The organism is Synechococcus sp. UW179A (genome assembly GCF_900473965.1).
Classification (GTDB): Bacteria; Cyanobacteriota; Cyanobacteriia; order PCC-6307; family Cyanobiaceae; genus Synechococcus_C.
In genome coordinates, this window is record NZ_UCNJ01000025.1 from 1 (window position 1) to 22,828 (window position 22,828).

22 protein-coding genes, 2 tRNA genes and 1 pseudogene are annotated in these 22,828 nt (G+C 58.8%); 10 read left to right on the forward strand and 15 right to left on the reverse strand.

What is annotated here, in order from left to right; genetic code table 11:
* Nucleotides 1-102: 102 nt before the first annotated feature.
* The 4 genes from mtnC to DXY31_RS11690 are packed head-to-tail and all read right to left on the reverse strand — an operon-like array spanning nucleotide 103 to nucleotide 2,576.
* A complete protein-coding gene (gene mtnC, locus DXY31_RS11675; protein WP_114993947.1) occupies nucleotides 103-849 on the reverse strand; it encodes an acireductone synthase in 747 nt (248 codons plus the stop codon).
* Entirely contained in the window at nucleotides 846-1,457 is a 612-nt protein-coding gene (mtnB, locus tag DXY31_RS11680; protein ID WP_114994194.1) for a methylthioribulose 1-phosphate dehydratase, read from the reverse strand. The genes mtnC and mtnB overlap by 4 nt, the downstream gene beginning before the upstream one ends.
* Before the next feature lie 52 nt (nucleotides 1,458-1,509).
* A complete protein-coding gene (locus DXY31_RS11685) occupies nucleotides 1,510-2,361 on the reverse strand; it encodes a DNA-formamidopyrimidine glycosylase (RefSeq protein ID WP_114993948.1) in 852 nt (283 codons plus the stop codon).
* A 5-nt stretch (nucleotides 2,362-2,366) separates the two neighbouring features.
* Nucleotides 2,367-2,576, reverse strand: a complete 210-nt coding sequence (locus tag DXY31_RS11690; RefSeq protein ID WP_066912053.1) for a photosystem I reaction center subunit IV — start codon at nucleotides 2,574-2,576, stop codon at nucleotides 2,367-2,369.
* A gap of 156 nt (nucleotides 2,577-2,732) precedes the next feature.
* Here DXY31_RS11690 and DXY31_RS11695 point away from each other — a divergent pair, with 156 nt between their 5' ends.
* Both DXY31_RS11695 and DXY31_RS11700 read left to right on the forward strand, forming a co-directional pair.
* On the forward strand, nucleotides 2,733-3,755 hold the full coding sequence (locus DXY31_RS11695) for a hypothetical protein (RefSeq protein ID WP_114994195.1): 1,023 nt from the start codon (nucleotides 2,733-2,735) through the stop codon (nucleotides 3,753-3,755).
* A 42-nt stretch (nucleotides 3,756-3,797) separates the two neighbouring features.
* On the forward strand, nucleotides 3,798-5,285 hold the full coding sequence (locus tag DXY31_RS11700; RefSeq protein WP_114993949.1) for an ATP-dependent DNA helicase RecQ: 1,488 nt from the start codon (nucleotides 3,798-3,800) through the stop codon (nucleotides 5,283-5,285).
* Nucleotides 5,286-5,292: 7 nt separating this feature from the next.
* Here DXY31_RS11700 and DXY31_RS11705 read toward each other — a convergent pair whose 3' ends face one another.
* Nucleotides 5,293-6,369, reverse strand: coding sequence for a LysM peptidoglycan-binding domain-containing protein (locus DXY31_RS11705; protein ID WP_114993950.1), 1,077 nt, complete (start codon nucleotides 6,367-6,369; stop codon nucleotides 5,293-5,295).
* A gap of 78 nt (nucleotides 6,370-6,447) precedes the next feature.
* Nucleotides 6,448-7,848, reverse strand: a complete 1,401-nt coding sequence (locus DXY31_RS11710; protein WP_114994196.1) for an aldehyde dehydrogenase family protein — start codon at nucleotides 7,846-7,848, stop codon at nucleotides 6,448-6,450.
* 119 nt (nucleotides 7,849-7,967) lie between these two features.
* Between DXY31_RS11710 and DXY31_RS11715 the strand changes: the two genes are divergently transcribed.
* Nucleotides 7,968-9,662, forward strand: coding sequence for an alpha-amylase family protein (locus tag DXY31_RS11715; RefSeq protein ID WP_114994197.1), 1,695 nt, complete (start codon nucleotides 7,968-7,970; stop codon nucleotides 9,660-9,662).
* Here the strand turns inward: DXY31_RS11715 and DXY31_RS11720 are convergent.
* The 4 genes from DXY31_RS11720 to DXY31_RS11735 form a co-directional block, all read right to left on the reverse strand.
* Entirely contained in the window at nucleotides 9,656-11,224 is a 1,569-nt protein-coding gene (locus tag DXY31_RS11720; protein ID WP_114993951.1) for a glycerol-3-phosphate dehydrogenase/oxidase, read from the reverse strand. The genes DXY31_RS11715 and DXY31_RS11720 overlap by 7 nt on opposite strands.
* Nucleotides 11,217-12,722 (reverse strand): glycerol kinase GlpK, encoded by a 1,506-nt coding sequence (gene glpK / locus DXY31_RS11725; protein WP_114993952.1) that lies wholly within the window; start codon nucleotides 12,720-12,722, stop codon nucleotides 11,217-11,219. The genes DXY31_RS11720 and glpK overlap by 8 nt, the downstream gene beginning before the upstream one ends.
* Before the next feature lie 229 nt (nucleotides 12,723-12,951).
* Nucleotides 12,952-13,023: transfer RNA gene (locus DXY31_RS11730), tRNA-Thr, on the reverse strand.
* Between the two features lie 10 nt (nucleotides 13,024-13,033).
* Nucleotides 13,034-13,115: transfer RNA gene (locus DXY31_RS11735), tRNA-Tyr, on the reverse strand.
* Nucleotides 13,116-13,220: 105 nt separating this feature from the next.
* Here DXY31_RS11735 and aroQ point away from each other — a divergent pair.
* From aroQ to DXY31_RS11755, 3 genes are all read left to right on the forward strand, one after another.
* Complete coding sequence (gene aroQ, locus DXY31_RS11740; protein WP_114993953.1) at nucleotides 13,221-13,664, forward strand: type II 3-dehydroquinate dehydratase; 444 nt, start codon at nucleotides 13,221-13,223, stop codon at nucleotides 13,662-13,664.
* Nucleotides 13,661-14,287 carry a tRNA-(ms[2]io[6]A)-hydroxylase gene (locus DXY31_RS11745; RefSeq protein WP_114993954.1) on the forward strand — a complete coding sequence of 209 codons (627 nt, stop codon included), beginning with the start codon at nucleotides 13,661-13,663 and terminating at the stop codon, nucleotides 14,285-14,287. Before aroQ ends, DXY31_RS11745 begins: the two co-directional genes overlap by 4 nt.
* A gap of 168 nt (nucleotides 14,288-14,455) precedes the next feature.
* On the forward strand, nucleotides 14,456-14,689 hold the full coding sequence (locus DXY31_RS11755) for a hypothetical protein (RefSeq protein ID WP_114993956.1): 234 nt from the start codon (nucleotides 14,456-14,458) through the stop codon (nucleotides 14,687-14,689).
* Between the two features lie 4 nt (nucleotides 14,690-14,693).
* Here the strand turns inward: DXY31_RS11755 and DXY31_RS11760 are convergent, their stop codons facing one another.
* Entirely contained in the window at nucleotides 14,694-15,239 is a 546-nt protein-coding gene (locus DXY31_RS11760; RefSeq protein WP_114993957.1) for an acireductone dioxygenase, read from the reverse strand.
* A gap of 61 nt (nucleotides 15,240-15,300) precedes the next feature.
* Here DXY31_RS11760 and DXY31_RS11765 point away from each other — a divergent pair, with 61 nt between their 5' ends.
* On the forward strand, nucleotides 15,301-16,092 hold the full coding sequence (locus DXY31_RS11765) for a precorrin-2 C(20)-methyltransferase (protein WP_114993958.1): 792 nt from the start codon (nucleotides 15,301-15,303) through the stop codon (nucleotides 16,090-16,092).
* Nucleotides 16,089-16,715 (forward strand): DUF4079 family protein, encoded by a 627-nt coding sequence (locus DXY31_RS11770; RefSeq protein WP_371639389.1) that lies wholly within the window; start codon nucleotides 16,089-16,091, stop codon nucleotides 16,713-16,715. Before DXY31_RS11765 ends, DXY31_RS11770 begins: the two co-directional genes overlap by 4 nt.
* 12 nt (nucleotides 16,716-16,727) lie before the next feature.
* Here DXY31_RS11770 and DXY31_RS11775 read toward each other — a convergent pair.
* From DXY31_RS11775 to DXY31_RS11785, 3 genes and pseudogenes are all read right to left on the reverse strand, one after another.
* Nucleotides 16,728-18,710, reverse strand: a pseudogene (locus DXY31_RS11775) (glycosyltransferase family 2 protein); the annotation flags it as partial.
* Nucleotides 18,707-19,711, reverse strand: coding sequence for a tRNA dihydrouridine synthase DusB (dusB, locus tag DXY31_RS11780; protein WP_114993959.1), 1,005 nt, complete (start codon nucleotides 19,709-19,711; stop codon nucleotides 18,707-18,709). The pseudogene DXY31_RS11775 and the gene dusB, both read right to left, overlap by 4 nt.
* Nucleotides 19,712-19,762: 51 nt before the next feature.
* Nucleotides 19,763-20,344 (reverse strand): hypothetical protein, encoded by a 582-nt coding sequence (locus DXY31_RS11785; RefSeq protein ID WP_114993960.1) that lies wholly within the window; start codon nucleotides 20,342-20,344, stop codon nucleotides 19,763-19,765.
* Between the two features lie 81 nt (nucleotides 20,345-20,425).
* Between DXY31_RS11785 and DXY31_RS11790 the strand changes: the two genes are divergently transcribed.
* Nucleotides 20,426-20,890 carry a DUF1823 family protein gene (locus DXY31_RS11790; RefSeq protein WP_114993961.1) on the forward strand — a complete coding sequence of 155 codons (465 nt, stop codon included), beginning with the start codon at nucleotides 20,426-20,428 and terminating at the stop codon, nucleotides 20,888-20,890.
* 3 nt (nucleotides 20,891-20,893) lie between these two features.
* Here the strand turns inward: DXY31_RS11790 and DXY31_RS11795 are convergent, their stop codons facing one another.
* Nucleotides 20,894-21,277, reverse strand: coding sequence for a L,D-transpeptidase (locus DXY31_RS11795; protein WP_114994199.1), 384 nt, complete (start codon nucleotides 21,275-21,277; stop codon nucleotides 20,894-20,896).
* Between the two features lie 183 nt (nucleotides 21,278-21,460).
* Here DXY31_RS11795 and der point away from each other — a divergent pair, with 183 nt between their 5' ends.
* On the forward strand, nucleotides 21,461-22,828 hold the full coding sequence (gene der, locus DXY31_RS11800; protein ID WP_114993962.1) for a ribosome biogenesis GTPase Der: 1,368 nt from the start codon (nucleotides 21,461-21,463) through the stop codon (nucleotides 22,826-22,828).

Sequence of the window (22,828 nt, forward strand, 5' to 3'; positions counted from 1 at the left end):
TTTCTATCACGCTAGTGATACGAAGAAAGCCACCCCGGAGAGGGTGGCTTTTTTTTGCCTCGACGCGCTTTTGCTGCTGTCAGGCTTAACTCAGCATTGGTTTTAATCCGGGTTATTGATCTTGGAAAGATCAATGTCGCAAAGTTGTTGTGCCACTGAGTGGTTGCCAGGGTCTTGATGCGGATTGCCCTTACGTATGCAGAAAATAGTGTTCATTCCTGACCGCTGGGCTGCATCGCATTCGCCTGGATGGTCGCTGACAAACAGCACCTGATTGGATTGAACGCCTAGTTTTTGAGCAATGTTTGTATAGCTTTGCTGAGTCAGCTTGGGTCCTGTGCGTGTGTCAAACCAATGGCAAAAACGATCTGTGATATTTCCTTCGCTGGTATGGGCGTAAAGGAGTTTCTGAGCATGAATGCTGCCGGATGAGTACACGGCAAGACTGATGCCATTGTTTTTCCAGACATCGAGCTGTGGTCGCACATCACTGAATAAGGGTGATTTCAGCTCGCCAGATAAGTAGCCTTTTTCCCAGATAATTCCTTGCAATTCTTTGAGGGCTGTGGATTTTCTGTCTGATCGAATCAGGTGCTGTAAATACTCTTCCACCTCCCCTGTTGATGGTGGCTTTTGCCTGGTTTCACTCAGCATTGTTTGGCTGTGTGGATCCGAATCAGTCCACCATTCCTCGATGGCTTCATGCACTATTGCATCAATCTCTTTATCGCTTGGTCTGCACATCAATGCCGCTTTCATGTTCTTTTGGGCGAAAGGAAACAGCGTTTTGCTGACGAAATCGATGGGGCATGTTGTTCCTTCGATATCCAACACGATGGCCTGAATCACGAGTGACTCCCGAGTAGTGATTGTCTCCAGGTGAGTTCCAAGAGGAATTCAAGGATTTCGGTGTGGCGACGAGCTTCTCTCAGGTCGTCGCCCCATGCGTAGAGCCCATGCCCTGAGACCAACAGTCCATGAGGGGCTTCACTCATCCGCCCTGCTGCTGCTTCGCTCAGTGTCTGTAGATCCTGGCTGTTGGCAATGATCGGCACGTTGACTCTGGTGTTGTGGGTGGTCACCCCTTTGATGCCTTTCAGCATCTCCCAGCCCTCAAGAGTCACGCTGCCTTTGTCCAGCTCCGTTCTCGACAGCAGAGTTCCTGACAAGGAATGGGTGTGCAGTACGGCCCCTGCTCTGCAACAGTGAATGATGCGCAGATGCAGCAGCGTTTCTGCACTTGCTTTGCCCACTCCTCGGATGACGTCACCGCTGCTGTTCACTTCGATCAGATCTTCGGGTTGAACCGATCCCTTATCGACTCCGCTGGGGGCCATTAACAATCTCAGAGGCTCACGTGAAGCCACAACGCTGAAGTTCCCCCCCGTGCCGTCGCACCAGCCTCGGCGATGCAGCAGCTTGATCGTGGCTGAGAGTTCTTCAGCAGCCTGAACCAACGGTTGCGAGCCTCCCACTTTCCCGTCTTCTCTGTCCTATCGCATCCGAGTTTCAGGATTGGCAGGTGGGGCACCAATGGGTGCTGCGTCCCGCAAGCTTCACCCGCTCAATTGAAGTGCCGCAGTTCAAGCAGGGTTGCCCGGTGCGTCGATAGACCGCGGCCTGCCCTCCGTAATTGCCGTTGACGCCCTCAAGGTCACGGAAATCACTGAACGTTGTGCCTCCAACGCCGATGCTGATCTCGAGCACGTGCACAAGGCTTTCGCAGACTTGTTCAAGTTGTTTGCGGTTGAGCCTGCCTGCTGGTGTTTGGGGTGCAATGCCTGCTGCGAACAGGCTTTCATCGGCATAGATATTTCCTGCTCCTGCAACAAGTGATTGGTCCAGCAGAGCTGCCTTGATCGAACGTGTGGACCCTTTCAACTTCTTCTGTAGATAACCAGCGTTGAACTCTTCGTTAAAGGGTTCCGGCCCTAGTCGCTTCAATCCGGTGATCACGGAGTCGGTGGCGGTGCCCTTTGGTACCCACCACATCTCTCCGAAGCTGCGTACGTCGACGAAACGCAGCTCCTGCTCCTTCGCATTCCAGAAGCGCGCCCGTGTGTGTTGACAAGGTTCTGTGGGTTCTTCGTGCCACTGGAACTGTCCGGTCATGCGTAGATGTACACCCCAGCAACCACTGGGCTCTCCGGTGTTGGGATGGAGCAGCTGAGCGATCAGATATTTGCCACGTCGCTGCCAGTCGCCAACTGTCTGACCAGCAAGCCCCTGGCAAAACGCTGTCGAACCCCCAGGGCTGGCCACAGCCCTCTCGCGGAGGATTTCGGCCTCCTGGATAACAAAGGATTGGAGACGGCTCGCCAGTCCCCGGCGAACCGTCTCAACTTCCGGAAGTTCCGGCAAGAGACTCAGGCCGGCTCGAGTTCGTCGAGCGCGAAGTTGTTGGTGTTGATGCCACCATCTGAACCCTGCAGGCCGTTGTAGTTGACCTGTTCGAACCTAACCACGACTGGGTAGCGGATGCCCGACGTGTCGATTGAGGCGACCTTGCCGACATCGTTGAACCAGAAGGACTCAGGGCGCTTGATCCGCACCATGTCACCGCGGGAGATCGCCATCGCTTCGTAGCAATTAAAAGCTCATTGAGCGTATCTCTAGGTCCTTCCCTGCAGTGCCGTTGCGTCACACAATGTCGCCCTGATCCGCCATTTGCCGGCTCTGCGCCATGCCAGCATCCAGCCTCCGGAGTGCTGCCTGCCTTGCTGCCAACGAATATGGAAACTCCAGTTCTGGAGCTGGATCTGCCAGATCCTGAGCAGGACGACATCAGCACGATGGAGTTTCTGGCTCGCTTGGAACAGGCCTGGGCTGTCTGTGACAAGTTCGATCTACAGACTGAGATCTGGCGTGGAAAGATCCTCAAGGCTGTTCGCGATCGTGAAAAGAGAGGGGGAGAGGGACGTGGTGCAGGATTCCTGCAGTGGCTCAGGGAGCGGGAGATTAGTAAGACCCGGGCCTACGGTTTGATCCAGCTTGCAGAGTCAGCGCAGGAGATGCTGGGTGAGGGCGTGCTCGAGGAGACCAGCGTCAATCAGTTCTCCAAACGCGCCTTTATGGAAACAGCTCAGGCGGCTCCTGAGGTGCAGCTGATGATCTCTGAAGCTGCCAATGAAGGGCAGGAGATCACTCGCAAGCAGGTCCGACGCCTGACCGATGAGTTCATGGCCGCCACGAGTCCTCTGCTCCCTGAGGAAATCCGGCAACGCACCCAGGAGAATCTGCTGCCACCAAAAGTTGTGGCGCCGCTGGTGCGTGAGTTGGCCAAGCTGCCGGAGCCACAGCAGGAGGACCTGCGCAAGGTGCTGCGCGATGAGCCTGAGCTTGATCGCATCAAGGATGTGACCCACACCGCTCGATGGATCACCAAGGCCACGGAATCCAGTGTCGCCGTCCGCGCCTTCCAGCAGGGTGAGCTTGATCTGGAGAAGGCGATGCAGGAAGCGCAGCGGCTGGATGCACTCGGATTGCTGGCTGATGCAGTCGGTCAGGCTCAGTCTCTGGAATCGGCAGTGCTCAAACTGCATACTTCTTGGCGACGACTGGGTGGTTTGCAGGAACGGCTTTGGGTGGAAAGTGGAAGCAGTACGCCGTACCTCCGGGATGTGCTCTCGGCGCTGCAGAGTCTCAGCGGTGCAACGTTGCGGGTGTCTCTGGGCGAATTGGCTGGAGGGAAGCGGGTGCGACTCCAGTTGGTTGAGGAATCACCGGATCAGCTGGATCCTCCTCCGATCCACTAGATCTGGGGCTCGGTAGGCTATGCACACCATCTATGGAGTGCTTTGGACCTGCTGCTGGATGCGCTCAAGCGCCATTACGGCTGGTCCGATTTTCGGCCAGGACAGCGTCCCGTTGTGGAGTGCCTATTGCAGGGTCAGGACTGCTTGGCAGTGCTGCCGACCGGTGGGGGAAAGTCGCTTTGCTACCAGTTGCCTGCTCTGGTGAGATCAGGGCTTGTGGTGGTGATCTCACCATTGGTGGCCCTCATGGAGGATCAGGTTCTCCAGTTGAGACGTCGAGGCATCGCAGCGGCCTGTCTTCATGGAGGAATCCAGCTAGTTCAGAGACAACAGACGCTCTCGCAGCTCAGCGACGGATCTCTGCGGCTGTTGTATCTCGCGCCGGAGCGTCTTCAGGGTGAAGCTACCCGTGCCGTTCTGCAGGAGCATGCCGCCAGAGGCCATCTGGTGGCGCTCGCTGTGGATGAAGCCCACTGCATCAGCGCCTGGGGGCATGACTTCCGTCCTGATTACCGCCGGTTGGGTGAGTTGCGAGCACTCTGTCCAGGGGTCCCTCTGGTGGCCCTCAGTGCCACAGCTGCCCCCAGGGTCAGGGCAGATCTTCTCCGTCTTCTGCATCTCCGGCGGCCGCTGATCCAGGTGGGATCGGCTCGGCGTCATAACCTGCACTACGCCATGCGACGGCGGGTTGGAGATCCCCTGCAGGATGTCATGGAGGCCTTGGAGAATGCCCGCGGCGCCTGTCTGATTTACGCCCGCACCCGTGTTTCGGTGGAGCGCTGGACTGAGCGTCTCTGTGCCAACGGGATTAAGGCCATCGCCTATCACGCCGGTCTTGAGCCTGATGTTCGGCATCGGGCTCTCGAACATTTCCTGGAAGCGCAGGATCCTGTGCTGGTGGCCACTGTGGCTTTCGGTATGGGGGTCGACCGGCCAGATGTCGGCTTAGTTCTGCATCTGGATCTGCCGAGTACCCCGGAGGGTTATCTGCAGGAGTCAGGTCGTGCCGGGCGGGATGGCAAGCCGGCTCACTGTCTGGTGCTGTTCTCGCCGAGGGATCGAACCAGTCTTGGATGGGCGATGCAGAGTGCACTGCGCCGTTCATCCGCCAGCGATGCCGTTGAAGAGTCGCGTCGGATTGAGCTGGCGCAGCAACAGTTGCGACGTATGGAGGCCGTAGCAGAGGGTGAAACATGCCGAGAACAGGCTCTGCTGCTGTCCGTCGGTGAACTGGTTCCTCCCTGTGGGCGTTGTGATCGTTGTCTCTCCGGTGCCTCGAGGCAGGACTGGTCTGACCAGGCCACGGCTGTCTTGGAGTTGCTGGCTGAGGTTCATGGCACAGACGCTCGCAGGCTGAGCGAACGGCTCAATGCTGAAGAAGGGCGCTCGGCGCACTGGGGATGGCTCACGCGGCGGCTGGTTCAGGAGGAGTTGATCCATGAAACCGATGACGGCAGCCAGCGCCTGTATCTGAAAGAAAGCGGCCGGCGCTTTCTACGCCATCCCTGGCCTTTGCACTACGCCGCTTAGCCCGTGTTCAACCCTTTGCAGCTGTACAGCGATCCTTGACGAGCGACTTCTCGAATTCAGACTGGGGTGCGATCCAGCTTTTCCACATCCCGTTCGCGCCAGTTGCATTGATCTTCCTGGCAGAACAATTCACAGCCACGTAGAGAGATTGTCCATCGCTGTTCAGTGTTGGAGCCACCTCGCTTCCACCCATCGACTGCCAATTGCCCCAGTCGACCTGAAGTGGGCCGTAGGTGCGCCAGGACGCTGGCTTCGGCTGAACGCTTGTTGTGGTTGCCTGGCTCGCCTTGGCAGTTGTTACGGGTTTGACAACCTGGGGCTTCGCAGCCACGGGTTTCGCAGCCTCTGATTTCGCAGTTGCTGGTTGGGCCGCTGAAGGCTTGACGCTCTCAGGTTTTGACTGGGCCTGAGCTGGCTTCTGCTCAACGGGCTGGCTCTCGGTTGCCAAGGGTTGCCGTTCAGCAGCTGTTGTCGACGTGGTAATCGATGTGTTGCTGTTGCTTTCGGTGGAGCGCAGCATCAGCTGGGTTCCGATGTTGACCTGATTGGGATTTTGGATGGCATTGATGTTGATCAATGACGTGATCGGGATGTCGTAGGCCCTCGCGATCTGAGTGAGCGTTTGGCCACGGGCCACGGTGTGGGAGATGGCATTTGGCTTGGCCTGAATCGGCACTGGCTTCGCAGCGGCTTTGGGCTTTGCCTGAGGAAGCACCGCGTTGCTGGGCAGCTTCAGGGTCTGACCAATCTCAACATGATCAGCACTCGACAGTCCATTCAGGGCCATCAGCTGACGCTCACTGACTCTGTACTGCGCAGCAATGTCGCTGAGAGTGTCACCTGAGCGCACGTTATGGCGGCCCTTTCCTGCTGAAACGCTCCCCGGTAGCCGAAGTGTCTGACCGGCCTCCACATGATTTGAGTTTCTGATGCCGTTCAGGCGCATCAGACTGTTTATCGAAACGCCGTAGCGAGCGGCAATATCTGAAAGGGTCTCTCCTGACTTGACCGTCACGTTGGCGCCATGACTGGCGAGTGGTGTCAGGGCCATTGCGGCCAGGACGGTCAGGAGGGTGCGGCGCATGCGTGTCCGTTGGCTGGGCGAAAGATAAGGTGCCTCCCGTGGCGCGCCAGTCCCAGGCTGTACTTATTTCAATGCTGGTTAGCTCAACAAACGACGGAATGTTTCCGGCTTCAGGGTGTAAGGCGGATAGCGCTGAGGAAGATCAAGCCAGAACGGACGCCGCAGCACAGATCGCTCATGGGAAAAGGTTCTAAATCCTGCTTCTCCGTGATGGGCTCCCATCCCGCTGGCTCCCACTCCACCGAAGGGCAGATCGGGGACGCCACATTGCATCAACACGTCGTTGAAACACACACCACCTGAGCTGGTGCTGCGCAGCACCAGCTCCTGGTCACAGTCGTCACCGCCAAATAAGTAGAGAGCCAGCGGTTTGTCCTGCTTCTGGATCCTTTGTATGGCCTCATTCAGATCGGTGATCTCCAGTACTGGCAGCAGCGGTCCGAACAGTTCATCGGCCATCAGCGGGTCCTGTTCGTCTTGAACGCTGATCAGAGTTGGTGCAATTCGGCGTCTGATCGGGTCCGACTCACCGCCGAGCAGCACACGGCCTTCGTCTTTGGCCTGGTTCAGCAAAGCCTCCAGTTGGCCGAAATGTCGGTCGTGAATCAGACACGCCAGTGATTTGGATTCAAGTGGATCGCTGCCGTAAAGCTTCAGCCGTTCCTCGGCGATGGCTTGCAGCAGAGGCGCACGCATCTCTGATTGGACAAGCAGATGATCCGGCGCGATACAGGCCTGACCCGCATTGAATCCCTTCCCCCAGACCAGCCTGCGTGCCGTGATGGACAGATCGGCACCAGGCAGCACGATCGCAGGGTTTTTGCCGCCGAGCTCCAGAGTGACCGGCGTGAGATTGGCGGCGGCCCCCTCCAGCACCTTGGCTCCGATCTTGCCTCCGCCAGTGAAGAAGATGTGATCGAAGCGCTGCCTCACCAGTTGAGCTGCAACAGCTCCATCGCCGTTGACAACCTGAACCAGATCGCTAGGGAAGTGCTTGGGCACGAGCTTCTCGATGAGCTCTGCGGTTGCCGGGGCATGTTCAGAGGGCTTGATCACGGCGGTGTTGCCGGCCGCCAGGGCGCTGACAAGAGGCCATAACGTGAGGCCGAACGGCAGATTCCAGGGGCCAATCAACAGCACGCATCCGAGTGGCTCACGGATCAGATCGGCACGGCCGGGCTGCTGTACCAATGGAACACGGATTCGGCGTGGACGCATCCAGGCCCGAAGTCGTCGTTCAGCGAGTTTGAGTTCCTGTAGCAAGGTCACAACTTCTGCCATCCCCTCTAGGTCTGGCTTGGCAAGGTCATGGCGAAGGGCTTCGAGAATCTCTGACTCGTGTTGTGTCACAAGCTCACGCAGGCGCTGAAGCTGTTCACGACGCCAGGTTTCCGGCCTGGTAATGCCTTCCAAAACGGGTTTGCGCAGGCGTTCCAGGTCGGTTTCGGTGAAAGCTCGTGCAGCGTTGGCCTGGACCATGACGGGGATGAGCGTGCTGAGTATGGCGTGCATGCTCGCAGTTTCGTGGGCTCAACCGTTGGCGTAGGGATGACGTTGAGCACGATCGCCACTACACCGTGATCAGAGGCAACGGCCTGATGAGTCAGCAGCAGCCGTGGTGGAACGGTGCCGTCATCTATCAGTTGATCGTGCGCAGTTACCGCGATGGCAATGGGGACGGGATCGGAGACCTGCAGGGGTTGGCAAGCCGACTTCCCTATCTGCGTTGGCTTGGGGTGGAAGCGATCTGGCTGACGCCCATCTATCCCTCACCGCTGGATGACGGTGGATATGACATCACCGACTTCAAAGCGATTCATCCGGATCTGGGTGATCTTTCAGCGTTCCATCGTTTTTTGACGGCCGCGCATGCGCAGGGCCTCAAGGTGGTGATGGATCTGGTGATGAATCACACCAGCACCCTCCATCCATGGTTTCAGCGCGCTCGATGGGCACCACAGGGCAGCCCTGAGCGTGAGATCTATGTGTGGAGTGATGACCCGCATCGTTATGCGGATGCACCGGTGCTCTTCCGCCATTTCGAGTCGTCGAACTGGGAATGGGATGAGGTGGCAGGTCAGTACTTCCTTCACCGTTTCCTGCGCCATCAGCCTGATCTCAACTACGCCAATCCCTTTGTCCAGGAGGCGATGTTGGATGTGGTGGATTTCTGGATTGATCGTGGTGTCGATGGCTTCCGCCTTGATGCGGTGCCTTTCCTGTGTGAAGAGGAGGACTCACGCTGTGAGGGGCTTCCTGAAACCCACGCTTTTCTCAAGCGACTGCGCCAGCGAGTGGATTCCCATGGCCGGGATGTTTTGTTGGTGGGGGAAGCGATCCAGCCTGTTGGCGAAATCGCGCCCTATTTGTTGCAGGATGAACTCCACGGCGCCTTCAACTTCGCTCTGACCGCACACCTCTTTGCTGCGATCGCCAGCGGCAGTGTGGAGAATCTGCGTCAGTGTCTTGAGGAGGCACAGAAGGTCGTTAGTGGCTGCCGCTGGGCCTTGCCTCTGCGGAACCATGATGAGCTGTGGCTGGGAGATGGTCACCTGATCCCGGAGGAGGTGATCCAGACCATCCGTGCCGGTCTGCATCAAGGACAGGGACATTGGCTCAACTGGGGAATCAACCGTCGCCTTGCGCCATTGCTCAATGGAGATCCTGGATCTAACCGTGTTCTTCACGCTTTGCTTTACAGCTTGCCGGGGATGCCATGCCTCTACTACGGCGATGAGCTGGGCATGGGGGATTGGCCAGGACTGCGCGACCGCGATCCCAATCGCACGCCTATGGCCTGGACTCCTGCACGTAACGGGGGGTTTTCAACTGCACCTGATCCGTTGCTTGTGCTGCCACCAATTACTGCTCCCGGCTACGACTACCGCGTTGTGAATGTTGAAGTGCAGAAGCAGCTGCCTGGTTCACTGCTGAACTGGCACCGTCGCATGCTCACCTGCCGGCGATTGTTGCCGGCGCTGCGACATGGCAATTTCGAGCTTCTGAAATGTGCCCACCCAGGTGTGATCAGCTACGTGCGCTGTGACGGCAGCATGACGGTGCTGGTGGCTGCCAACCTTTCGGCGGCTGGGGCCTCTCTGCACCTTGACCTCAGCCGCTGGAGCGGTGTGCGCACGCGTGAAGTTTTCTGGGGGTGTGAATATCCGCCTGCTTCGGAGGATTGGTTCGTTTATCTGCCAGCCCATGGATTCAGTTGGTGGCTCATCGGTGAAGTGGAGGATGTGAACTCCGAGCGATCAGTGAACACTGAGTTAGTGAACTCCAATCAGTGATTCAGTTCCAGAGGTGTGCTGTTGGCGTGGCCGCACTGCTCAAGAATTTCATTCACCAAAGGAGTCAATCGTTGCGCTTCATCGCGGTCGACCATGGCCAGCCGTGTTCGCCGGGCCAGCACGTCTGTGACGCTTCTCGCCTTTTCGGCTTCGACGGCATGCCGTAGCTCTCCTCTGCAGATTGGCATCACTGAGCTGAGAGGTTCCCGCTCTGCTTCTGACCAACTGTTCACTAGGGCCTCCGCATGGAGGCCATGACCGCTTTCAAGATGTTCAATCTGTTCCGCTTGCTGCGGCGATTTCGGCAAAAGATCCTGGAGGGTTGACCGTTGTGCAATCAGACCGTTTGGGGTTTGCAGTGGATTGGCGTCAGCGCCGATCAGGGGCAGTTCATCGGGCGCTGGCAGTGACTGTCCGAGTTGCTTCTCAACGGCAACGAGTGTGTCGAGAGCCATGGGACGACAGGTGGTCCATTTGCCTCCCATCACGCTCACCAGACCGCTTTGCAGCGTCTCCACCTCGTGCTCACGCACCACACGGCTGCTGTTCATGTCGGCATCGGCAGGCTTAAGCAAGGGTCGCCCTCCAGCCCAGCAACTACCGATTTCAATGCTGTTTAGGCCTGGGAACCATCGCTTCACGTAGTCCAGGAGATAGCTCTGCTCTTGATCGGATGGCACAGCTGCTTGCTGTTGGCTGCAAGGCGTGTCGGTTGTGCCCACCAATGTGCTCCCGAAGAAGGGCAGCATGAACAGCACCCGGCCGTCATCGGTGGACGGCAACAGCAGGCCAATTTGCTGTGGACAGAGTCGCTGCTTCAGCACCACATGCACTCCGCGGCTGGTCAACATGCGTTCCTGGCAATCGGGTTCGGCCATGCGCCTCAGCACATCGGCATGAATCCCAGTGGCGTTGACCACCACGCGGGCTTGCCAGCGTTCTCTGTGTCCATCCGGGCTTTCGCTGATGGCCCCGCACACCTTCCCATGGCTGTCTTTTTCCAGCTCCACCACCGGGGTCCGCGTGCGGACCACCGCCCCGTGCTGCTCGGCGCTAAGTGCCATCAGCAGGTTCAACCTGGCATCGTCAAACTGTCCGTCGCTGTAAGCAACCCCACCGCGGATATCGCTGCGCAGATCGGGCAACGCTTTCTGTAGCAGTGCTCGAGACATCAGCCGGCTGCTGCCGATTCCCGAACGGCCTGAGAGGGCGTCGTACATGCCGAGCCCAAGGCGGTAGTAGATCTGGCCGAAGAGCCCGTCTGTGGGCAGAGCCAGCTCAAGGCGATGGGCAAGAAATGGCGCCTGTTTCAGCCAATGACCGCGCTCCAGCAATGCTTCACGCACCAGTCGAAGCTGAGCGGTGTCGGCGGTTTTGAACGCTAGTTCGAGATAGCGAACACCTCCGTGCAAGAGCTTGGTGCTGCGCGAACTGGTGCCGCCACCAAGGTCATGGCCCTCGAGGAGGGCCACCTTCAGCCCGCGCTGGACGGCTTCATAGGCCACGCAGGATCCAGCGGCCCCACCGCCGATCACCAGAAGGTCGAAGCAGTTGTCATTCATGCCAGCGCAGGCTCCTTGAGATGGCGTCACTCCATTGCTTCAGCCAGTTTTGGCGTTGTTCGCAACTGAGCGAGGGATTAAAAACGTCCGCCTGCTCACCGCGGAGGGATTCCAGACCCTGCAGGCTGTTGATCACTCCGGCCTGAACGCCTGCCAACAGCGCGACTCCACGGGCGGTGCTCTGTAGATAGGCAGGACGTCGGACCCTCAGTCCGGTGCTGTCGGCCTGGGCCTGCAGCAGTGGATCAGATGCGGCCGCGCCACCGTCCACGGCCAGCTCTCCGAGCTCCTGGCCAAGGGACTGCTCCGCGACCTGAACCAGTCCTGCCACCGAGAGCGCAATGCCTTCGAGGGCTGCACGGGCGATTTGTCCGCGACCGGTGTCGCGGGTCAAGCCGATTAGAAGTCCGCGAGCACCAGGATCCCAATGCGGTGTCCCCCAGCCTGTGAAGGCTGGAACGAGCATGACTCCTCCCGAATCTTCAACGCTGAGGGCCAGCCGGTTGACGTCTTCAGATCTCTCGATGATCCCCAATCCGTCTCGGAGCCACTGCACCACCGTGCCGGCGTTGAAGAGACTGCCCTCAAGGCAATAGGTGGGCTCACCCTGGTCGTCGGTCCAGCCGAGGGTGCTCAGCAACCCTGCATCACTGCGATGAATGGTGCTGCCCGTATTCACCACAAGAAACGCACCTGTGCCGTAGGTGCATTTGGCTTCGCCTGGTTCTAGGCACAACTGGCCCAGCGTGGCGGCTTGCTGGTCGCCGAGTAGGGCATGGATCGGGACTCCGGCAAAGGGGAGTCCCGATGCAATCGTTCCAAAGTCGCCGCGGCAGGGCACAAGCTCCGGCAATGCGCTCAGGGGTAGGCCTGTCCGTTCGCAGAATGCATTCACCCACTCCCGTTTTTTCAGGTCCATGAGCAGAGTGCGGCTGGCATTGCTCATGTCCGAGCAGTGCCGGCGGTTCCCGCTGAGGTTCCACAGCAACCAGCTCTCCACCGTGCCAAAGCAGAGATCGTCGTTGGCGGCAGCGCTGCAGGCGCTTTGTTCATGCAGCATCAGCCAGCGGATCTTGCTGGCGCTGAAGTAAGGGTCTAGGAGTAGTCCGGTGCGGGCACACCATTCCTGCTCCAGGCCTTCCTCTTTCCACTGCTGACAGATGTCCGAGGTGCGGCCGTCCTGCCATACCAAGGCCGGGCCGCAGGGCTGTCCATCGCTGCGGCGCCACAGGATCGTTGTTTCCCTCTGATTGCTAACGCCGCAGGCCACAACAGCATCTTTCTGTTCCTTGCTGATGGTTTGTTCCAGGCGCTCCATCGCCAAGCGCTGGCTTTCCCAGATTTCGCGAGGGTTCTGTTCCACCCATCCGTCTGCTGGGTAGCTGATGGCTAGAGGAGCGCTGGCACTGGCAACGGGGAATCCACGCGGGTCAAACAGGGCGGCGCGAGAGCTGCTGGTGCCCTGATCCAGTGCGAGAAGGAGGGGCGTTGCTGCCATGGCCTAGTCGTTTTTCAAGTGCTAGCGGCACTTGTCGGCTGTCGCCACATGATGCGCTGATGTCGCATCACCAGGGCATTGTTGCTCTTGGGCAGGTTTTCATCGATCAAACCTGAGCTGGCCGAGCTCTTTAGAGCTGACGCAACTCAACACCAGAGCAGACGTTCTGAGGAGCAATCCATGCTTGATTGCCTCTGGACTCAACACCGGGTGCCTGGGTGTTGAATGAAGCCCTTGTCGAGACTTGAACTCGAGACCTCTCCCTTACCAAGGGAGTGCTCTACCGCTGAGCTACAAGGGCTTGTGGTGGATGGGCCGGGTTGGATTTGAACCAACGTAGGCAGAGCCAGCGGATTTACAGTCCGCCCCCATTAACCACTCGGGCACCGACCCGAACCACTCGAAGAACTTACCAGTCGGCCTGGCGATCCTTTCAGTGATCTGTGTCTCTCGTTGGTTCTCGATACGATCAGGTTCAAAAGGAATTCTCGTAAGGCCATGCGCCTGCTGCTCCTGAACGGCCCCAACCTCAATCTGTTGGGGCAACGAGAACCTGGCCTCTATGGACATCAGACGCTCGAGCAGATTGAGCAGGATCTGCATCTGCGTGCAACGGCAGCAGGTGTGCAGCTGGAGTGTTTTCAAAGCAATTTCGAGGGTGCGCTGGTGGAACGCGTCCACCAGGCCATGGGTGTTGTGAACGGGATTCTCGTGAATGCAGGCGCCTACACGCACACGTCGATTGCTCTGCGTGACGCTCTGTTGGGAGTGGCGATTCCTTATGTCGAGCTTCATCTCAGCAACACGCATGCCCGAGAGGCCTTTCGCCATAACTCGTTTCTGGCCGATCGTGCCGTTGGCGTGGTGAGTGGCTTCGGGCCCTTCAGTTATGACCTGGCCTTCGATGGCCTGCTGCATCACCTGCGCAGAGCTGCCCTATGACCATCACCTCGTCGGTGACGAGCATCCGCTGGCTGGCAGCACCCACCAGCCGTTGCTGGGTTGAGCAGGCCATTGCCAGGCCGATGGAGGTGCTGATCGACCATGCTCATTGCGAACGTAAAGCGGCTGGGGCGGCTGTTCAGCTGATGTTTCGCTATTTGTGCGAGCCAGGCCTGGGCGAGGCTCTCAGTCCGCTGGCGCGGGAAGAGCTGGAACACTTTGAACGGGTGTTGAGGCTGCTCAAGGACCGGGGACGCTATCTTGAACCCCTGCCCTCTCCCGGTTACGGAGCATGGCTGGCCAAGCAAGTACGCCGAGGAGAGCCCGAGCGCATGCTCGACTCATTCCTGGTTGCGGGGCTGATCGAGGCCAGAAGCCACGAGCGCATGGCCCTGCTCGCTGAACACAGCCCCGATCCAGATCTGCGCTCGCTCTACGGTGACTTATTGAAGAGCGAAGCCCGCCATTTCGGCCTCTACTGGGTGCTTTGCGCAGACCGTTATCCCAGGGATGTGATCGTGCCTCGGCTTCAAGAGCTGGCCGCGGCGGAGGTGGATGCTTTGCGCGGTGAGCTGGCTGCACCGGAAGCTGTGCGCATGCATTCAGTTGGAGTTGATGCGTGATCAGGGATTGCCTGTCTATTTCCAGATACTGCAAGGCTTTCAGGTGTTCGAGAATGGCGCGACCGCCAGACTCGGGAAGTTCGTAACGAGAGTCCAAAAGAAGTCTGAAGAGACACGCCATGGAGCCTGGGTCACTTCTAGAATTGACCCAGTCACTTTGCAATGTCGATGCCAGACCCTGTGATCGCTGTTGCAGATTCGCTGCAGGCTTTGCGTAACGGCACCACTGATGAGCAATGGGATGGCCTCAAGTCCAACCCTTTGGTTCGTGACCTAATCGGTCGTTGTGCTGACCTAGAGGCCGCGATGTTGCTGGATGAACAGGCCTTGGCAGCTGAGTTGCCCTGCAGGACTGCATCGTTGAAATCCGCTGTCGACGCTCGTTTGCTGCTGGCGGCTTGAGCGTCTACGAGGTCTTGAGGCGGGGATAGCGATCGGCGATTGCGTTTCCGGTGAATTCAGCAACCCATCCGTTCGGATTGTTGAAAAACCTCAATGTGCAGAAATAGGGCGTTTCTCCCATATCAAACCAGTGAGGCGTTCCAGCGGGAACGCTGATCCAGTCATCGGTTTCACAGAGCACCTGCATCACTTCATCGCCAATGTGCAGGCAGAACAGGCCGCAGCCTTCCACGAAGAACCGCACTTCGTCCTCTGCATGGACGTGCTCATTCAGAAACTTGCGGCGCAGGGACACACGATCCGGATGATCGGGAAGCACCCTGATGGCATCAACGCTGGGGTAATGCCCTCGAGCCTGGGTTCGTTCGATTTCGCTTTTGTAGTTTTCCAAAATCTGTGCGGATGAGGCGTTGGTTTCGGGCCGATGCTGGGTTTGCCAGCGTTCGAAGCCAATGCCGCGTTGCTTCAGTAGATCCTGAATTTCCCTGCCCTCTCGGGTTTTCAGCAGGATGCTGTTGGATTGGGCTGAATAGAGAGTCAGTTCGCTCATGGGCCAGAAGCAATCCTGAAGCAGCGCATCAAAGCTGTTGCCACCCTGTTCAGCATGCTGGATGGCTGGTTGGCTTGCATTGCCGTTGTCCGTCTCGTCCGAGTGTTCTCCAGATCAGCTGGTGTTGGTGGGCGTAGGCCCCGGGGATCCTGAGCTGCTCACCGTGGCTGCAGTTCGAGCGCTGGAAGCTGCTGATGTCGTTGCCCACCCCATTGCTCATGAGGGGGCTGAGGGCATGGCTCTTGCGATTGCGTTCCGCTGGATCCGGCCTGATCAACGCTGCCTGCCTCTGTTGTTCCCCATGGTGAATGAGTCTCAGCCACGGATCACAGCCTGGAGACAGGCTGCTGATGTTTTGGCCGCAGAGGTCAAATCCGGCAACCGGGTGGTGTTGCTTTGCGAAGGGGATGTGTCACTGTTCGCAACCGGGAGCTACGTGCAATTGGCTCTGCGGCGCCATCACCCTGATGTGCCGTTCCGTTTGATTCCAGGCATTCCCTCGGTGTGTGCCGCCGCTGCCGCTGCCGTCGAGGGATCTCTCGATGTCCCTCTGGCGTTTCAGCAGGAGGGCTTGCTCATTCGCCCCTGTCCTGAGACCAATGCCGAGTTGATCGCCTTGCTGCAGAGTGCGCGCAAGACCTCCACGGTACTGGGTTTGATCAAGCTGGGACAGCGTTGGTCCTGGGTGCGAGCAGCTCTGGAGCAGGAGGAGCTGCTTGATCGGGCTCTCTTTGCGCAACGGGTTGGTTGGCCTGATCAGTGGGTGGCAGCGGCTCATGCGGTGCCCGACGATGTGAGGCCCTACTTCTCATTGCTGCTGATCCGTCAGCAATGGCCTGAGGTGTTGCCTTGATCGCCGCTTTGCAACCGTTGACACCCCTCCAATGGCTTGCGCTGGTGCATCCGGTATTAATCATCCTATTTGTGTATCCGGTGATCGGCGCCACGATTCGACTTGGGATTCTGGCCAGAGAGCGTCGTCTGGAGATCAATCCCATCGCCCCAACCGTGCCTGTTGAACACGTCGATCACGGTCGATGGGCAACGGCTGGTTTGCTCGTGGCTGTGCTGTTCGCTTTGAGTCATGACCTGGCTGCCGCAGATGCAGGACTGAGCAGCTGGGTCCTTGCCATCCTGCAGGCATCAGGGGTTGTGTTGGCGTTTTTGGCCCTGTTGCGCACCCGTCGGCTGGCCCTGCGGCTGCTCTTTGCCTGGAGCTGTTGGCTGTTTCTGCTGCTGATCACGATCCAGCCTTTGCTAGTGACTGATCGTGCCCTCGCTGCCCCTGCGGTCTGGCAGTCGCACACCTGGGGCGGACTTTTGTTGCTCGCTTTTCTGCTGCTGACCATGGCCTGTCAGCGCGAGATTGCCGGGCGCCTGTGGGTGCGCCGTTTGCATGTGTCTCTCAATGTTCTCGTGGCCCTTTTGCTGGCGACTCAGGCGATCACAGGGACCCGTGATCTCTGGCTTGGCTGAGTGTGGAGGCGGGGGGTTCTGTGGCATCAGGCAGCGATGGAACGGACGTCGTGAGGGAAGGATGAACAGACGGCTGATCAGGACGATCAATGCTCGCCACTCAGGCGTTGCCTGGCGTTCCGGCCAGCAGTAAGGCCGGCAGAACAACCAGAGAATGAGCTGTTGTCGTGCCGTGTCGCTGAGTTCCTGCCAGCGAAGCGCTAGTTGATTGCCTTTGCTGGTCTCCAGTTCAACGGGCAGTGCCTGCACGTCGTCAGTCCAGCGAAGCCTGCCGATCTTCGCTACTGCTGGCATTGCCATGGCTGCCTCTAGCTCCACACCGCTTTCGCTGAGGGCTGTAATTCGACACGGTCGCCACTCCCCGTCGCCGTCTTCCAGCTCTGCCGGCAAGGACACGGCTTGCCAAGGTGCCGGATCCCGTGCGGGTGGATCCCAGCAGGCACGCAGTGCAATCCAGAGGCTGAGCAGGTTGATCACCGCCCAGGTCAGGCCAAGCGGCCGGGAGTCAAGGATCTCGCTGTCTAGTGATGCCGTTGCCACCAGTCCAAACAGGTTGACAAGGTTCAGCACCAGCAGCACCAGTAGGGGGATCACCAGCACGATGCTGAAGCTGCCCCGATTGCGTTTCTGGTGTTTCGGTGTCACACGAAAACCACCGATATGTCCCATCAGATTGGTGAACACCGTCAGCGTCAGCGGCACCGTTAGCACCCAGCCGGTGAGTTCGCTGAGCAAGGCTGTGCGGGAGCCGCGGTTGATCCAGCCGATGCTGAGCAGAAGTGTTGCCCAGAGTGGCAACAGCATCCGGAGGGCTTCACTGGTGCTGATCAGGATTGGAAGAGTGCCAAGCAGGCCGTAGCTGAGTGGCATCAGCATCAGCACCAGCCGGGGCATGTTGTTGAACCAGTGCACAACGCCTTCGAGATAGGCCATCCGCTCGCCAAAGCGGAGGTCGCCCGGACCCAGTGGACCATCACGCAGTCGCAGACTTTGCAGCGTTCCATTCGCCCAGCGTTGGCGCTGACGCACAAAGTCGGCCATGGTTTCCGCCGCTAGGCCCGCACTGAGCTTCTGTTGGAGATAGAGCAGTTTCCAGCCCTTGCGACGCAGCCGCAGCCCCGTTACGAAATCTTCTGAGATTGCCTCTTGCTTGAATCCTCCGACTGAATCAATGGCGCTGCGTCGAGCCAGAAAAGCAGTGCCGGCGCAAACCACTGCGCCCCAGCTATCGCGAACGGGTTCGATCCATCGATAGAAGCTCTCTTCATCGGGCAGTAACCAACGCTCCATGCCCAAGTTCCGCATCACAGGATCGGCATTGATGAAGGTCTGCGGGGTCTGAAGCAGCCCCACCGAGGGGTCCCGGAGAAAGCCAATGCAGCAATCGAGAAAGTTTCGTTGCGGAATGAAGTCGGCGTCGAGCACCGCCACCAGCTCGCTGCTGCAGTGCTTTAAGCCGTCATTGAGATTGCCGGCTTTGGCATGGGTGCGAGCCGGTCGATGGCGGTAATGGCAGCCGTGCTTGAGAGCCAGTTCTTTCACCTCGTCTCGGCCACTGTCATCCAGCACCCACACGCAATGGTTCCGATAGTTCTGATGACTACAGGCGATCAGGCTCCGTTCCAGCACCTCAAGGGGTTCTCCGTAAGTGGGCACGAGAATGTCGACCGTCGGCCTCCAGTCGCTGTTCTGCCACTGGTCTTGCAGCTGCTGCACCGTGCCTCGACGGTCGGGAAAGCGACGCCAGGCCAGCCATAAGGGCAAGAGTCCTGACAGGAGCAGCCAGGCTTCAGCAGTCAGCAATAACAGGCTTAACCCCGTGCTCAGGTTCGTGCTCAGGTTGAGGCTGCTGGTGATCCGCCAATGCAGATACCGGGCGGTCAGCAGGCTGATGAGCAGGATCAGACTGCGTCGTTTCCAGATGGGGCTTTGCTGCTCAGGCTGTCTCCTCAGCCAAACAGGCCATACCAGCACCATCAGTGGCAGCCAGTTCAAGCCAGCTGCTCCTGCTGTTGTTGAAGCAATGTCAGTGCCTGATCAGGGGTGGTTGCACGCATCAGCTTCTGGCGGAACTGAGACGCTCCGGTGAATCCTGTGCAGGTCCAGCTCATGTGTTTCCGCGCGATCAGCAGGCCGTGAGCTCCCCGCGAGTCAACCAGGGCCTGCAGTTGTTCAGATGCCAGCATCAGGCGTTCCCGCGGACCGGGCGTGAGAGGAATAATGCGTCCGCTCAGCGCCGCATCGATCTGACCTACCAGCCAGGGAGCGCCCATGGTTGCTCTCCCCACCATCACCCCATCGGCTCCGGTTTTCTCAAGGCAGCGCAAGGCGGCATCAGGACTATTGACATCGCCGTTGGCGATGACCGGAATGCTGAGGGACTGCTTGATCAATGCAATGGCTTCCCAGTCCGCGGATCCACTGAAACGTTGTTCTCGCGTACGACCGTGAACGGTCAGCAGCGTTGCACCCGCATCCTGCAGCTGCCTGCACCAGGACACTGCCACTTGATGAGACCCTGCAATTTGCGGCTGATTGCACCATCCCAGGCGTGTTTTCACGGTGATAGGCACGCCAACGGCTGAAGCTACGGATTCCACGATCCGGCAGGCCAGATCTGGATCGCGGATCAGGCCGCTGCCACCGCCCTTGCGGGCGATTTTGCGGACAGGACAACCCATGTTGATGTCGATCAGAAAGGCACCGGCGTCCTCGGCTCGTTGGGCTGCATCGGCCATCGCCTCGGGTCTGTGATCAAACAGCTGAACGCCGATGGGCCCCGTTTCCTCGCTCAGCTCCTCGACTTTGCCCCTGCCGTGGCCCAGCTCAAGGCTGGTGGCGTTCACCATTTCCGTGAACAACAGAGCATCTGGCGCCCAACGTCTCACCAGAGCACGGAAAATTTTGTCGCTGACTCCTGCAAGTGGAGACTGCAGCACGTTGCAGCGCAGAAAGCGCTCAACGCTGCTTCCACTCAACCGCAGGCCCCGAACCATGGGATTTAATCAATTCGCCCATTCTCGCCAACACCAGGCCCCAGCGTGGTTTCAGGCTGCAGACTTATCCAGTCCAAGCCGGCTACGGGTGTTGCGAACCTGGGTTTCGATGGCGTTGCGGAGCCAGGCTTGGTTGGACCAGTCTTCATAGAGGGCCAGTCGCTCCACTTCCTGCATCAGATCCAGCGGTAGCTGAAGGTTCACGTTCTGAATGCTGTGGGGACTGGCCAGTCCCCCCTGGTGGGGAGCGTCGAGATGAAGCACTTGCACCTTCAAAACCTGAAGCCTGGTGCCAGCACGGGGTTGGCGGTGTCGCACCTGACGCACTGTCAATCGCACGGAGCAACCCGCACGAATTCGTTGCAGGCCTCTGTTGCCAAGAGGAGCGTCACGACGGTCGGCAAACACCGGAGTGCTGATGCCGGTCTTGCTGCTGTAGCTGAAGCACACCATGCCCTGTGCATCCCAGGGAGGTGGAGACACTGCAGCGCTAGGCAGGTTTTTTAGCAGACGTCGGCGATCGCGTTTGGCGGTTGTCATGACCTCGTCTGGAAGCCGAAAAATCAGACGCTGCAGGCGCGCATCACTAAGAAGTGACGTCTTCGGTTCCAGTGCTGTGTCGAAGACGTACATGCGTCAGAAGTTAATAGAGGTAATCAAGGGTTGTTGTGGTATCAGGGCTATGGCAACGGCTGTGGATGACAGCATGCGGCGATGGCATCACATTCCTGGAGTCTGAGCCGGACCCTTCTGATGGTGATCCTCGAGGATCGTCTCAGCGATCGATTCGTGGCCTCGCTGGTCTGGGAGCGATTGGGGTATGTCCCCCCTGAGGCTGGTGAGGGGCCATGGCTGTCCGGACCTGCAACCCCCGCCGCCTGGAGAGAGGCCTTTCCGGAAGCCCCGCAGGTGATTGCTTCGCGGCCCGCTTCAGTGCGTCTGACCCGGTCGATTCCTAAGGAATCCAAACAGCTGCTGAAGCAGCAACTGCAGTTCGGCGGCTACCGCATCACGGAGCTCTATCCAAGGCGCACGCGCCGTGCCACCGCGGTGAACTGGTTGCTGGCCTGGCTGGTTTCAGCTGGTGAACAGCTGCCAGAAGACGGGGCTCTGCCAGCTCTGCTCGATGCTCCGGCGGATCCTGTGCAGGGGCACCCAGGCGATCCGCCGGTGCAATGAGCTTCACACCTGAATGACCACTTTGGTGCCCTTGATCGTGTTCTCAAACAGCCAGCGGGCTTGATGCGTGGGCATGCGTACACAGCCATTGCTGCGGGGAACACCGAAGGCCTGGCCGGCATCTTCCTGCCATGGAGCGCCGTGCATGCAGATCATCTCGTTGGCGGTGATGCACATCGCATAGGGCACACCGGGTGCGACATAGTTCCGGCCGCGCATGGTCACGGAGCGATATTTGGTCAGCACCTTGGCTTCACCAGTGGGGGTTGGCGTGGACGCTTTGCCGGTGCTCACGGGGATGACCCGCACGATTTCATGGTTGTTGTCGTAGACAGTGAGCTGTTGATCTGAGAGGTCAACCACCAGGGTGGCGATCAGTTCGAGCATGATGGCTTGACAGCGGGTGCACTGATCTACCGCTAGCTGTCTCGCTTGAGACTTACTGGTCTCACTCGGAAAGAATTCCAATTCTTGTCGGTGAAATGAAAAGTCGAGCTGCTTCCGTTCCAGGGCCTCATCCCACCGACAGACGCCTCTGTACTGTCAAGACTGTTCTTGCTGTAGACCTTTTTGGCGCCTCCCGTCGTCGCGATTATCGGGCGCCCCAACGTTGGTAAGTCCACGCTGGTGAATCGTCTCTGCCGCAGTCGAGAGGCGATCGTTCATGACCAGCCCGGTGTGACCCGTGATCGCACCTATCAGGATGGCTATTGGGGGGATCGGGAATTCAAGGTGGTCGACACCGGTGGACTGGTGTTCGATGACGACAGTGAGTTTCTGCCTGAAATCCGTGAGCAGGCTGCGCTTGCTCTTGAGGAGGCCAGTGTCGCTGTGGTGATCGTTGACGGTCAGCAGGGCCTTACGGCATCGGATGAGGCCATCGCGGAGTTCCTGCGCGGTCAGCGTTGTCCAACGCTGCTCGCCGTGAATAAGTGCGAGTCACCGGATCAAGGGCTGGCCATGGCTGCGGAGTTCTGGAGCCTCGGATTGGGGGAGCCTTACCCCATTTCTGCAATTCACGGGGCAGGCACTGCAGAAGTGTTGGATCAGGTGCTCACATTTCTGCCTCCAAAGGATCAGGAGGGTGATCTGGAAGAGCCGATTCAGATGGCCATCATCGGCCGTCCGAATGTGGGCAAATCAAGCCTTCTAAATGCCATTTGCGGTGAGCAGAGGGCCATCGTGAGTCCGATTCGAGGGACCACTCGCGACACCATTGACACCAGCATCGTGCGTGAAAACCGTCCCTGGCGCCTGGTCGACACTGCTGGTATTCGCCGCCGCCGCAGTGTCAACTACGGGCCTGAATTCTTTGGAATTAATCGCAGTTTCAAGGCGATTGAGCGCAGTGATGTGTGCGTACTGGTCATCGATGCACTAGACGGTGTCACTGAGCAGGATCAACGCCTGGCAGGTCGCATCGAAGAAGACGGTCGGGCCTGCGTGGTTGTTGTCAACAAATGGGATGCCGTGGAGAAGGACAGCCACACCATGACGGCCATGGAGAAGGAGCTGCGTTCCAAGCTGTATTTCCTCGACTGGGCTCCGATGCTGTTCACCTCAGCGCTCACTGGCCAGCGTGTCGACAGCATTTTCGCCCTGGCGGTTCTGGCCGTGGAGCAGCACCGTCGTCGTGTTAGCACCTCTGTGGTCAACGAAGTGCTGAAGGAAGCCCTCAGTTGGAGGAGCCCGCCCACAACCAGGGGTGGACGTCAGGGCCGGCTGTACTACGGCACCCAGGTGGCAACTAGGCCCCCCAGTTTCACTCTGTTCGTGAATGACCCCAAGCTTTTCGGTGACACCTATCGACGCTATGTCGAGCGTCAGATCCGTGAAGGGCTCGGGTTTGACGGCACTCCCTTGAAACTGTTCTGGCGAGGGAAGCAGCAGCGTGACGCCGAAAAGGATCTGGCCAGGCAGCAGAACCATCAGGGCTGA